Genomic DNA, 12,744 nt, shown 5'->3' with positions numbered 1-12,744 from the left:
GCTCATCTATATTTCATCATGATGGGAAGGGCTTTGGTAATCGGGACAGGCGGACGACCGGAAAGCAACGCGGCTTGATCCAGTCTGGTGGTCGTGCCAGCATAGAAGCGCGCAATTAAATCCTCATTCTTGCCGTAAGTATGCTCCAGCGTTTTATAGCGTTTCTCGGGCTTACCCGCCTCGAACATCATTGCACAGAGCATATGATAGAATTTACAATCCTGCCAGTGCTTTGCCGCATATTCGCGTAGCATTATATTCAGGCTATCCTGATTCAAATCGGGCAACGCGGCGACCATCATCGCGGTGCGAACCGCCATCGGCAGGGAATAGCTGGTCACCGGATGAACCAGTGCTGCTCTGGCCCCGGCGCGCGCCTCGACGCCATCATGAGCCGCCCAGAAAGCGTCAAAGTCGCCACCATAGAGCACCGGCAAACAACCCGCTTCATTGCGGCTGATATCGGCAATCTCCCAACCTTGCTTTTCGGCATAGTCGGCTATGCGTTGATGACTGGCTTCGATGTCCAGATCGCCGCCATTGGAATAATAGGTATCTTCAACGAAAATCTCGTTTTCGCTGAAGGGCAGGGAATAGACGAAGCGGTAGCCGTCAATCTGCTCGACCGTGGCGTCCTTGATGATTGGGCGATCCAGTCCATGGGGTTCGGAAAGGCGCAAAACCTGTCCGGCAAATTTCTGCCAGCCATATTGGAGCGCGGAAAAATCACCGCCGCCGCGGGCGTCCAATATCGCGTTGGCCGTCAGCTTTTTGCCGTCGGTCATGGTGATAGTGCTGGCTTCAATATTATCTATTTTAGAGCCAGTTATAAGGCTTTTCTTCGACAGATTCTTGCGAATGACGCGATCAAAATTCTCTGACAAGATTGACCGATAGCCGGTATGTAGTGTGCGATCATATTTCGGGAAGCGCACATCATAGCTATCCCATTGATAGGAAATCAGCGGTTCCATAAGCCAAAAATGCTCGGGCGCTATGTCGCTTTCGAAAAACGACCAAACGTGGTTGCCGCCAAAATGGTTTTCCGCCTCAACCAGTGCGACCGACAATTCTGGTCGTAACTTGCGTAGCGCCAGCGCGATCAGACCGCCAGCCAGTCCGCCGCCCGCTATTGCCAGATCAAAATCTTTTCCCGCTGCCATGGAATGGCCGTAGCCTATGGGGCGGGCGCAGGGAAGCCTGTCCCAAAGCATGTAAGAAAATAAACCGCTTTACCCTTGTCGGGCGCGCATTTGCGGCATAGCGTCGGGACATGAGTTATGTGGCCGCGATAATTATCTCCTCAGTGGTGATGACACTGATTGTCGGCGTGCGTTATCTGATAACCAGCGGTTTTTTCGCCTGGCTGACCCAGCGCGTTCGACCGGGGCAATATGACAAGTTGAAACCGCAAATATCCCGCGAGATACGTTGGTCGCTTTATTCGGCGGCAATCTATGGGATACCGGCCGGTGTCGTCGCATGGGGCTGGCAAAATGCCGGTTGGACACAGATTTACACCGATATCGGCCAGTTTCCGCTCTGGTATCTGCCGGTTTCGCTGTTGGTCTATCTGTTCCTGCATGACACTTGGTTTTACTGGACGCACCGGCTGTTCCATCGGAAAGGCTGGTTTGAGATAGCCCATGCGGTTCATCATGAAAGCCGGCCACCAACTGCTTGGGCAGCAATGAGTTTTCATCCGATAGAAGCGATTAGCGGTGCAATTGTTATCCCTATTCTGGTTACCTTGATTCCGATTCATGTTGGCGTGTTGGGCCTTGTTCTGGCGATCATGACAATTATGGGTGTTACAAATCATATGGGATGGGAAATTTTTCCACGTTGGTTGGTTAACGGCCTGTTAGGAAAAGGCCTGATAACCGCTACCCATCATGAAAAACATCACAGTGCGTATAGGGGCAATTATGGGTTATATTTTCGGTTCTGGGACAAAGTTTGTGGCACTGACCTCGGGCTTGGCAGTTTTGATGACGCTGCCGGTCAGCGCAGTAGGGGCTAATCAGACTGCGGTCGCTCCGGCGGTTACCGCGACAATTGACATAGCCATTTCCAATCTGCGTTCGGAAAAAGGCGATGTGCTGGTCTGTTTGAGCAGCAATCCGAAATATTTCCCCGATTGCCGGAAAGACAAAACTGCCCGCAAGATGAAGGTTGCAGCGTCTGATGCGGCCAATGTCCAATTTACCAATGTGGAACCCGGCACCTATGCCGTGGCTCTGGTTCATGATGAAAATGCCAATGGAAAAATGGATCTGCGACTGTTTCTACCACGTGAAGGCTTTGGTTTTTCACGCAATCCCAAAATCGGTATGGGGCCTCCCAAGTTTAAATCAGCCCAGTTCACGATTGGTGCAGATAATGTAAACTATGCCGTGAAAATGAAATATATCCTATGATATGATCCGAATTCGTCCCCCAGTTTTCAGGAAATAAAATGTACAAATATGCTTTGGCTGCAACTTGCTTTTTTGTTGCTTCGTCCCCTGTTCTTGCGCAACCAGAGGGGCAGGGACCGCCCCGTGGAGAATCTGTGTTTGACGGTGACTATGTAACCTTGGGTGTGGGCCTTGCTGTTGGGCCGAGCTATGAAGGTTCGGACAATTATGACATTAATCCGCTGCCAGTCATTTTGGGCAGTGTGGCCGGTATTGATTTTGAACCCCGCGGTCCCGGACTGGCACTGGACGTCATTCCTGACCAAGATGGTGCCAAGGTCGATTTCATCCTGGGACCAGTTGTCCGCGCCCGTTTCGATCGCAATAGCGGGATCAGGGATGACGTGGTCCGCGACCTCGGCGAGCTGGATGTTGCCGTTGAACTGGGAGCAACTGGCGGCGTGAAGGTCAATCGTGTGTTCAGCCGGTTCGATTCTCTTACCGCGCAAGTCGATTTGCGATGGGATGTGGCTGGTGCTCATGAAGGGCGGGTTATCTCGCCAAGCCTGACCTATTTCCGGCCGATCAACCGCGGTACTGCGATCAGTTTCTCTATCAACGCCGACCATGTCGATGATGATTATGCGGACTATTATTTCAGCGTATCGCCGGCAGGTACAGCGGCCAGCGGTCTGCCAACATTCAGCGCGACGGGTGGCTGGAAAAATGTTGGTGCTTCGGTTTTTGGCGCGATTGATCTCGATGGAGATGCGACCAATGGTGGATTTTCGGTAATATTGCTTGGCAACTATTCTCGCTTGCTGGGCGATGCCAAAAGATCCCCGATTACATCGATCAGGGGCGATGCCGATCAGTTCTTCGGAGCCATTGGAATCGGATATACTTTCTAAATAGCGAGTCGCTTCAATTTGATGTGTATCAGCAAATTTTGATTGCGCCGGTGTTCTGAAAATCATTGGCACAGCGTATTTTTGCCTGACTGTTATTGCTCGGCAAATTCTATAAATTTGCCCGCTATTTCATAGCTTTCGTACAGACCCTTTCGATGCCAGAAAATCGCGTCGCAGCCTGCGACAGCGTTAATCGCTGTTAACCAAATAAATTTAAATTGGCTTAACGTCCTCGGCGCATTTTCTTCGTGGGCATAGGAACAGGGCAACGCCGCAAGGCAGAATTGAGGTTCCGTATGAAAGAAGTAACATTACCAAAAGCAACACGTGTAATTGGCCCGCTTGGGGAAGCGTTAGCCGAACATGATCTGCCACCGCCAGACACCACACGTTGGGTTGTGAGGCGCAAAGCAGAGGTTGTCGCCGCCGTTAATGGCGGGCTGCTGACGACCGATGAAGCTTGCGAACGCTATAACCTATCGCTGGAGGAATTGATCTCTTGGCAGCAGGCGATTCACCGTTCCGGCATGAACGGTCTGAGCATCGCGCATATGCAAGAATATCGTGATCAGAAAGTGATTGCTTAGCAGCTATTGGGGCTGTCGCTCATTGTGACAGCACCCGATCATTCTCCAATTACCCAAACCAAGTTTTAGATTTCGCCCGGCCGCGCTGGTGCGAAACCCATCCTATCGAGGTCCTGTCATGTCCACCGCCAAAGTTATTGTTGTTGAAGAAGAAAATGCGCTCTCCCGATCCTTGCAGGACGATCTGGAGGCGCATGATATCTCCGTCGCTTGCGTGTTTTCCAAACTGGATGAAGAAGCCAGTTTGGTTTTCGGTCCAGATGCGCTGGTCATTGATCCCAAAACCATGCGGGAAAATGGTCACGGCCTTTTGGACCGCTTTGCTGGATTGCGGCCGTCCTTGCCGGTCATACTTACACCCAACCCGAAAGATAATAGCGATGATGCGCTTGCTTTTGATACAGCCAGCGTCGTTCAACGGTTGCAAAAGCCTTATGCCGTTCCGACATTATGTAACTTGATTGGCCGTATGGCGGATGTGAGCGGCCACACCGTGAACGATCTGGATTATGTCTGCGCGCTGGTTGAGACGGACAGGTTGTTGCCAAATCTTTCCGTTGAGTTTCAGTCGAAGCAGTCTTTGGACAATGATAAAATCGTTGGATATGAAGCTCTTACTCGCGTGAAAACGCGTCGGGCGCTCAACCCGGCTATTATTTTCTCCGATCTGGTAGATGTTGCGGTTGAGGTGGAGGCTACTTTGGTCGTTGTCGATGAATCGATCAAACTTGCCACGGCGCTGGCCAAAAGAGGTAAGTCCGTTCCCGTATCATTTAATTGCAGCGCAATCATGATGACCTATCGGCGGTTCGTTGATGCACTGATCAGCCGGTTGAAGCATGCCGATGTGCCGCCAGGTGCTTTGATGCTTGAGATTACCGAGGAAGCGCGGGTGGTCGATGTCGATCGTTTGGCAGCTGTCTGTCACGCTTTGCGTGGACACGGACTGGGTATCTCGATTGATGATTACGGCACTGGTCTCGCCAATCTGGAACGGATCGCAAAAATCCCATTTGATGAACTCAAGATCGACAAGAATATCTTCAACGCTTGTTACGATGGCGATATTCCAATCTCTCTGCTTGCCTCGATGCTGGAATTTTGTCGCGGCCGTAAAGCACGTTCGGTGATTGAAGGGATCGAAACCAAGCATCATTTAGCGCAGGCGCGTTTATTGGGTGCCGATTTCGGGCAAGGCTTCTACTGGGGCTGTGCGGTACCACCCAAATATTTCGTGCCTGGCTGGTAGATAATTCGCGCCTCGTCACGCAGCTTCTATCGCTACCGCCACCAATCTTCTCTGGACCTTCGGGGATCAGCACACTACCTTGCGACTCATCCCCGGGGAGCCTGTGCGTGAACGCAGGTTGAGAGCGGAATAAACCGCGACCCGTTGAACCTGATCCCGTTAACCCGGGCGGAGGGAGGGAGCGGTGTTAGACAAAAATCCCGCCTCTTCACTCCGGCAACTGGAGTAAAGAACATGGCCGACATTCCTGCAAAAACCGAAATTGGCGTAACCACCGGACCAATCCGCGGTTCCAAGAAGATCCACGTAGCGGCGCATAGTGGTTCCGGCATCAGGGTGGCGATGCGCGAAATCCATCTCGAAGGTGGTGAAGAACCGGTTCGGGTGTATGATACGTCCGGTCCCTATACCGATCCTGATGCGCTGATCGATATCAATATGGGCCTTCCTCAATTGCGCCGCGATTGGATCGAAGCACGCGGGGATGTTGAAAGCTATGATGGCCGCGAGGTCAAACCGGAAGATAATGGTCAGCTCGGCCCGGACCGCAGCGGCGGTGTCCCGCAATACCCCAATGTCGTGCAACGTCCTCTCCGCGCCAAGGCGGGCAAGAATGTCAGCCAGATGCATTATGCCCGCCAGGGGATTATCACCCCGGAAATGGAATATGTCGCCGAGCGTGAAAATCTCGGGCGCGAGCGGCTCAAGGAATATGTCCGCGATGGACAAAGCTTCGGTGCGGCCATTCCCGATTATGTTACACCGGAATTTGTACGGGACGAAGTGGCGCGGGGCCGGGCGATCATTCCGAATAATGTCAATCACCCGGAAACCGAGCCAATGGCAATTGGTCGTAATTTCCTGGTCAAGATTAACGCCAATATCGGTAACAGCGCCGTGGCTTCTGATGTTGCCAGCGAAGTGGACAAGATGGTCTGGTCCACCCGTTGGGGTGCGGACACGGTGATGGACCTCTCCACCGGGCGTAATATCCACGACACGCGCGAATGGATTATCCGTAACTCTCCGGTGCCGATTGGGACCGTACCCATTTACCAAGCGCTCGAGAAAGTTGGCGGAGTCGCCGAAGACCTGACCTGGGACGTGTTCCGCGACACGCTGATCGAGCAGGCCGAGCAGGGCGTTGATTATTTCACCATCCATGCGGGTGTCCGGCTGCCCTATGTGCCGATGGCGGCGAAACGGGTCACCGGCATTGTCAGCCGCGGTGGCTCGATCATGGCAAAATGGTGCCTCGCCCATCACAAGGAAAGCTTCCTCTACGAGCATTTTGATGAGATTACCGAGATCATGAAGGCCTATGATATCGCCTATTCGCTGGGCGATGGCCTGCGTCCCGGCTCGATAGCCGATGCCAATGACGAAGCGCAATTCTCCGAGCTCTACACGCTGGGCGAGCTGACGCACCGCGCCTGGAAGCAGGACGTGCAGGTGATGATCGAAGGCCCCGGCCATGTGCCGATGCACAAGATCAAGGAGAATATGGACAAGCAGCTCGAAGTCTGCGGCGAGGCACCTTTCTACACGCTTGGACCTCTAACCACCGACATCGCGCCGGGCTATGACCATATCACAAGCGGCATCGGCGCGGCGCAAATCGGCTGGTATGGCACCGCGATGCTTTGCTACGTCACGCCGAAAGAGCATCTCGGTCTGCCCGATCGCGATGATGTGAAAGTAGGCGTTGTCACCTATAAACTTGCCGCCCATGCCGCCGATCTTGCCAAAGGTCACCCGGCCGCACAGGTTCGCGACGACGCGCTTTCAAAGGCGCGCTTCGAATTCCGATGGCGCGACCAGTTCAACCTGTCGCTCGACCCCGATACGGCTGAGGAATATCATGACCAGACACTCCCCGCAGAAGGCGCCAAGACCGCCCATTTCTGCTCGATGTGTGGGCCCAAATTCTGCAGCATGAAAATCAGCCAGGAAGTCCGCGACTTCGCCAGCAAACAAAACCAGAGCGCCGAAGGCTTTATCGCTTCGGAAAAACTGGGTGCGGATACCGCAGCGGCGTCGAAAGCCGCAGCCGAAGAAGGCATGCGCGAAATGGCCAAAGTCTACAAAGACAAGGGGCAGGAGCTTTACCTGCCAGCGGATGAGGTGGAAGAACCGGCCGAGTAAGCAATCATTAGCATAGTAGCAATCATGTCATGGGCGATGGTGGGAGGCATGGATCCCACCATCGTTGTACCAGCGCCGCCGGCGATGTTCTCACCGCCCGCGCAGGATGACCGACGCTATGTTTGTGAAATGCCACCAGCGCTGCTTAACGACTATGTCGTGACAATGCGGGCTAAAGACCCACAGCAGGCTGTACTGCATGTCTTGTCTTTCTATATTCCCGGCGGTTGGGGTAAAGGCGGGGCCGCCGAGACAATGGTGCGCTCTGATCGCAAGGGGAAAGAAATTCATTTCCTCGGTGATGAGGTGAGTTTTCGTCTGCACCAAGATTTGGGGCTATTGAACTATTACGGCGCGGAATTTCCCTGTATGCTTGAATCGGCGAAAGTCTAAAAGGACTAAGGTCAGGCACTCTATCTGCCCGCCGACAAAATAGGATATCCAGCGGAGAAAAACGCATGAAAACCATATCGAAATTGCTTGCCGCCATGGCGATCATAGGTGTCAGCTCGGCCGCGCAGGCGGAGCCGAAGCAGACCCTGATGCCCGAAAACGAACAGGGCCGAGCTTTTATGGAGCAGTTCGGTTTTTCTCAGGCCGTCATCCACAATGGTACCGTTTATCTGTCAGGCGTTATTGCTGGCCCGACGCCGGAGGGCATGACCGATGAGGAAAGCTATGCCCGCACTTTCACCTATCTGGGTACGATCCTGAAACGCGCCGGATCGAGCTGGGACGATGTGCTGGATATCACCACCTATCATGTCGATATCGACCAGTCGATGCCGCCGCTCGCCGCCGCCAAGAACCGGTTTGTGAAAGCGCCTTTTCCAGCCTGGACCGCAATTGACGTTGACCGCCTCTACACGCCGGGTGGATTGGTAGAGATCAAGATCACCGCGCGCCAGACGCCAAAGGTGAAAGAACCAGCGGAGTAACCCACCCCATGGCCCTGTCTGCCGCTGCCTTGCTCAACCGCCTTCAGGCCTTTGATGGCAAAGCGGTTACGCTGCTTGGTGAGATTGAGGCCGAATATCGGGGTGAGGCCAACTATCTCGACGCGCTGATTGCGCTCGCGGCGCATGATCAGGCGGAGGTGTCTAGCGGTGCAACATGGCTGATCAAGGCGGCGCTGGAAGGCGGGGAGGCACTTTCCCCGGCGCAAAGCGAAGCCCTATGGGATGAAATCCCAGCGATTCGATATTGGCAGGCGCAGCTGCATGTCTGTCAGAGCGCGGCCCATCTGACCTTCTCAGCCGATGGCGCAGCAACCATGGATCGCTGGCTCACACCGCTTCTCCATCATGACCGCCCGTTCCTGCGCGCCTGGTCGGTGGATGCGCTGTGCCGGATCGCTGTCCAGCATCCGGAATATGGCCATGCCGCCCGGGATGCCGCGCGCGCCGCAGCCAAGGACAGCGCCGCCTCGGTCCGCGCCCGCGTTCGCCAGTTGGGCGATCTGTTGGCAGATATCTGAACGGGGCAGGGCGCGATTGCCAGCACGGCCAATGGACTGCTATCGCAAGCCATTGGCGAGGATGAGGAATTTGCACCCATGATTACACCACAAAGCGCAGAGCAGTGGCGCAAGGACGGACAATTTATCGAGTGGAACGGCCACCAGATTTTCGTCCGCACGGGCGGCGACCCATCCGCGCCGCCGCTCCTCTTGCTCCACGGCTTTCCGACCTCCAGCCTCGACTGGCTGCCGATGTGGGCGGACCTGACGGCGCGTTATCGGGTGGTGGCGTTTGATTTTCTCGGCTTTGGTTTTTCCGACAAGCCGAAGGGGCATCATTATGATCTGCAGGAACAAAGCGATCTCGCGGCGAATCTGGCCGAGACTTTATTGGGTGAGGATTTTCATCTCCTCGTCCATGATTATGGCGTCAGCCCGGGGCAGGAACTGCTCGCGCGCCATGGCGAGGGCAGGCTGGCGCACAAATTACTGAGCTGCGCCTTTCTCAACGGCGGCCTGCTCCCCGCGCAGCATCGCGCGCGGCCCATTCAAAAACTGCTCACCGGACCCTTTGGCTGGCTGTTCGTGCGCCTGATGAACCGGGAGCGTTTCGGCAAAAGCTTTAGCGAGGTTTTCGGCAAGGATACGCAGCCCGGCGCAGCGGAACTCGACGCCTATTGGGCCGTGATCCGCACCCATGGCGGCCACCGGCTGCAACATAAGCTGCTCCACTATATCGCCGACCGCCGCACCCACGGCCCCCGTTGGGAAGCCCAGCTCACCCACCCGCCATGCCCGATCGCGCTGATTAACGGCACCCAGGACCCGGTATCCGGCGGCCATCTGGTCGACGCCGTCGCAGCGCTGAACCCGGAGGTGCCCGCATGGCGGCTGGACCATCTGGGCCATTATCCGCAGACCGAAGGGGCCGCGGATGTGCTGGCGGCTTATGAGGAGTTTCGGGGTGGGTTGTGATGGGTGGCAAGATAAGGCATGCGCAAACTGACGAAGGTCTATGACACAAGGTAGTTGTCCTACTTGCTAGCAATGAGGTAAACGAACCGGCAAAGACAGTTCGATCTATTTAGTCAACTGCGAACTTAACAACAGTGATTTTACTGTAATTCGATAGACGAATTCGAATAACTGTATATTATCGTGCAACGAATTGATTCAAAAGTAGGTATTCAAAAAAATATCCGAAGGATAACAAGTATGACTAATACAAACCCTACTTGGGAAGATAGAGATGAAGAATTTGAAATAGATGATCCAAGAGAAGATGAACAAGTAGAGGGGATTTCTGTCAACGATTTTGACGGATTGGTTCTTGCACCGAGCGATTGGACAGTGGGTACGATTTATAGTCAAATTGGTCAGCAAATTGACCTTGATCCAGAGTTTCAAAGAAGGAATGTATGGTCGAAGAAGGCAAAGTCTAAGTTTATAGAATCAATCTTTCTTGGAGTACCTATCCCACAAATATTGCTTTCGTCGAGAAAAGACAGTCGATCCCGGTATTTGGTTTTGGACGGAAAGCAAAGGCTTACTACGATTAAAGAATTCCTAAATGGCAAATACGATGGCGGAACCCGATTTAAATTAAGAAATTTGTCGGTATTGGATGCAGAAATTGGCGGACAAGATTGGCCGCAAATCTCCAAAGATGAGGATTGGAAGGACCGCTTTAACAACGGGGTAATTAGAGCCGCAGTATTAAAAGGTTGGGAGAACGAAGAAGTTCTGTACGAGATTTTTCATCGTTTAAATTCAGGATCAGTTCGCCTTTCCCCAATGGAACTTCGGATGTCACTTCACCCTGGGCCGTTTTTGAAACATATAATCAATTGGACAGAGACAATTGGACCACTGCACCATTTGTTAAGGAAAAAATCCCCTGACCCCCGAATGGCAGATGTAGAACTAAGTATTCGACATTTAGCATTCTCTGACCCTGAAATGGAATATAATGGAAATCTGAAGTTATTTTTGGATAATTGCAGTGAGAAATACAATGCGCTTTACGAAAATGACGGATTTGAAAACGTTATAGTCGAGCGGTTAGATGCAATGAATCGAGCTATTGCATTGGGTATAGATATTTTTGGAGAAAAACGCTTCTGTAGAAAATGGCTTGGTGAAGCATATGAAACACGATTCAATAGAGCACTTTTTGACGTATTAGTTGGTTCGCTATCCAATAAAGAATTTTACGAATGGGCTAACAGTAACAAACTGAAAGTTGAAGAATCGTTCAAGTTGCTATTCACCGAAGATAATGATTTTGTTAGATCCGTTGAGACAACGACAAAATCAGTCGAAAACACTTCTAGGCGTTTTGAAAAATGGTACGGTTCGGTTGAACAAATTTCCGGTATTTCGATTGAAATTCCCAGCATCCAATAATGAAGTCGCCAACCTCCCACTATAAAAAGCTGAAAGCTGACCTTAGAAAAGCACGTAAGATTGTAGTTCGGGTCGATCCGATAGAATGCAAAAACGATCTTCAGCGATTAAAGCTGAGCTCGTATGTTTTGCTTTGTCACGCAGCGATAGAGCAGTTTTTAGAGGAGCTCGCTCTTGAGGCGGCAATGGACGCTCGGCGGAACTTCAAAGATAAAGGACGTATATCAAGAACACTGGTAGCTCTAGTTGCGGCCAAAGTATTGGATGAAACAAAGGCAGAGAAGTCGAAATCTAAGATAGGGAGCGATTTGGTTCGAGACATTGATGAGTATTCTAAACAAGCGATAAATCTCTTTAGAAATACTATAAAGGAAAATCATGGAATTTCTGAACGAAACTTAGATAATCTGTTTATACCGATAGGGTTTAAACCAAATGAAATCGACCTCAGTCTCGTGAATTCTCTTACAGCATTAGGAGAACGTCGTGGTGGTTTAGCGCACAAATTTGTTATCAAGAATGAAGACACACTCAGCGCGTTTGAAACTGATCTGAAATCGATAGTCAGAGATTTGGAAGGGATTGACCAAGAAGTTTGCCTCTGCTCCAAATACTCGACCAAAATAAACTGAAAAGGCAGTATTTACATTTGCTGTGAAAACGGACTTACTGCGACTGTTGGTAAGCGTCCGGCCAACCCCGTCTTGCACGATCGGCGACAATCTTTGATTAGATCCTCAGGAATTCTTTCTGGAGTCCAGAAGGACCAAAGAGGCGGACACGATGCAAATGGAAGTAATCACGCGGACTGAACGTCGGCGCAAATACAGCGATGCCGATAAAGATGCTTTGATTGCCCAATGCGAACTGCCCCACAACACGGTAAAGATGGTTGCAGAACAGAATGATATTTCCCCGAGCGTTCTGTACAATTGGCGAAGCCAGAAAAAAGCTCGGGAGCAATCAGCTAGCGGCCCAATCGATTTGATGCCGTTTGGAACCATAGAAGATTTGAAAAACATCCAAGCGCAACCTGAGCCAAAACCTGTTCATGTTGCGAATGCTGCTCATTCTTCAATGCCAATGGGCAGAATTCTGATGCGGCTTCCAAACGGCACGGAGTTAGTTGTTGATAGTCATGTGAACGAACATGCTCTGCAACGTGTACTACAATCCCTGAAGGCCTGCTCATGATTGGACTGCCGCCCGGGACCAAAGTACATTTGGCAACGCAACCTGTTAGCATGCGATATGGATTTGACGGCTTAGCTGCGATGGTAGGTCCGGTGTTTCGGGCAGATCCGTACTCAGGACATCTGTTCGTTTTCCGTTCAAAACGGGGTGACTATTTGAAGGCTTTGCTTTGGGATGGATCCGGTTTGTGCTTGTTTGCAAAGCGCCTTGAATCGGGTCGATTTGTATGGCCTCCTGTGGTTGATGGCGGCATGGAAATGACACCAGGCCAACTCGCGTTGTTGATTGAAGGCATCGGCTGGAGGCGTACCGTCGCGCCTCCCCAGGGAAGAGTTCCAATGCAGCTGTAAGGCGCATTTTTCTGTCGTTTTTACACATTTTTTTGCTTGCCGAA

General features: G+C 52.1%; 15 protein-coding genes and 1 riboswitch. Of the genes, 14 read left to right on the top strand and 1 reads right to left on the bottom strand.

Annotation, left to right across the window (positions count from 1 at the left end):
• Positions 1-2: 2 nt before the first annotated feature.
• Positions 3-1,163, bottom strand: coding sequence for a lycopene beta-cyclase CrtY (gene crtY / locus BS29_RS11450; protein WP_229953784.1), 1,161 nt, complete (start codon positions 1,161-1,163; stop codon positions 3-5).
• 110 nt (positions 1,164-1,273) lie between these two features.
• On the opposite strand from crtY, the gene BS29_RS11445 reads away from it, so the two are divergent.
• The 14 genes from BS29_RS11445 (at position 1,274) to tnpB (ending at position 12,700) form a co-directional block, all read left to right on the top strand.
• A complete protein-coding gene (locus BS29_RS11445) occupies positions 1,274-2,023 on the top strand; it encodes a sterol desaturase family protein (protein WP_229953783.1) in 750 nt (249 codons plus the stop codon).
• Entirely contained in the window at positions 1,992-2,420 is a 429-nt protein-coding gene (locus BS29_RS11440) for a DUF2141 domain-containing protein (protein WP_229953782.1), read from the top strand. Before BS29_RS11445 ends, BS29_RS11440 begins: the two co-directional genes overlap by 32 nt.
• A gap of 38 nt (positions 2,421-2,458) precedes the next feature.
• Complete coding sequence (locus tag BS29_RS11435) at positions 2,459-3,310, top strand: MipA/OmpV family protein (RefSeq protein WP_229953781.1); 852 nt, start codon at positions 2,459-2,461, stop codon at positions 3,308-3,310.
• A gap of 296 nt (positions 3,311-3,606) precedes the next feature.
• Entirely contained in the window at positions 3,607-3,897 is a 291-nt protein-coding gene (gene sciP, locus BS29_RS11430) for a CtrA inhibitor SciP (protein WP_229953780.1), read from the top strand.
• Between the two features lie 118 nt (positions 3,898-4,015).
• The gene (locus BS29_RS11425; RefSeq protein ID WP_229953779.1) at positions 4,016-5,146 is read left to right on the top strand and encodes an EAL domain-containing protein; all 1,131 of its coding nucleotides are present in this window, start codon (positions 4,016-4,018) and stop codon (positions 5,144-5,146) included.
• Between the two features lie 83 nt (positions 5,147-5,229).
• A riboswitch (TPP riboswitch) is annotated at positions 5,230-5,340 on the top strand.
• A 40-nt stretch (positions 5,341-5,380) separates the two neighbouring features.
• Complete coding sequence (thiC, locus tag BS29_RS11420) at positions 5,381-7,291, top strand: phosphomethylpyrimidine synthase ThiC (RefSeq protein WP_229953778.1); 1,911 nt, start codon at positions 5,381-5,383, stop codon at positions 7,289-7,291.
• 48 nt (positions 7,292-7,339) lie between these two features.
• Entirely contained in the window at positions 7,340-7,684 is a 345-nt protein-coding gene (locus tag BS29_RS11415) for a hypothetical protein (RefSeq protein ID WP_229953777.1), read from the top strand.
• Between the two features lie 65 nt (positions 7,685-7,749).
• Positions 7,750-8,229: a RidA family protein gene (locus BS29_RS11410; protein WP_229953776.1), complete on the top strand. Its 480-nt coding sequence runs from the start codon at positions 7,750-7,752 to the stop codon at positions 8,227-8,229.
• An 8-nt stretch (positions 8,230-8,237) separates the two neighbouring features.
• Positions 8,238-8,768 (top strand): hypothetical protein, encoded by a 531-nt coding sequence (locus BS29_RS11405; RefSeq protein WP_229953775.1) that lies wholly within the window; start codon positions 8,238-8,240, stop codon positions 8,766-8,768.
• 78 nt (positions 8,769-8,846) lie between these two features.
• Entirely contained in the window at positions 8,847-9,725 is an 879-nt protein-coding gene (locus BS29_RS11400) for an alpha/beta fold hydrolase (protein WP_229953774.1), read from the top strand.
• A 240-nt stretch (positions 9,726-9,965) separates the two neighbouring features.
• Positions 9,966-11,156: a DUF262 domain-containing protein gene (locus tag BS29_RS11395; RefSeq protein ID WP_229953773.1), complete on the top strand. Its 1,191-nt coding sequence runs from the start codon at positions 9,966-9,968 to the stop codon at positions 11,154-11,156.
• Positions 11,156-11,788 (top strand): HEPN domain-containing protein, encoded by a 633-nt coding sequence (locus BS29_RS11390; protein ID WP_229953772.1) that lies wholly within the window; start codon positions 11,156-11,158, stop codon positions 11,786-11,788. Before BS29_RS11395 ends, BS29_RS11390 begins: the two co-directional genes overlap by 1 nt.
• A gap of 151 nt (positions 11,789-11,939) precedes the next feature.
• Positions 11,940-12,350: a transposase gene (locus tag BS29_RS11385; protein ID WP_229953771.1), complete on the top strand. Its 411-nt coding sequence runs from the start codon at positions 11,940-11,942 to the stop codon at positions 12,348-12,350.
• On the top strand, positions 12,347-12,700 hold the full coding sequence (gene tnpB / locus BS29_RS11380) for an IS66 family insertion sequence element accessory protein TnpB (protein ID WP_229953770.1): 354 nt from the start codon (positions 12,347-12,349) through the stop codon (positions 12,698-12,700). Before BS29_RS11385 ends, tnpB begins: the two co-directional genes overlap by 4 nt.
• Positions 12,701-12,744 lie beyond the last annotated feature (44 nt).

This window comes from Parasphingorhabdus litoris DSM 22379 (assembly GCF_020906275.1).
In the GTDB taxonomy this organism is placed as follows: domain Bacteria; phylum Pseudomonadota; class Alphaproteobacteria; order Sphingomonadales; family Sphingomonadaceae; genus Parasphingorhabdus; species Parasphingorhabdus litoris.
The sequence above is the reverse complement of the archived record's forward strand: the minus strand, read 5'-3'. Positions and strand labels throughout refer to the sequence as shown.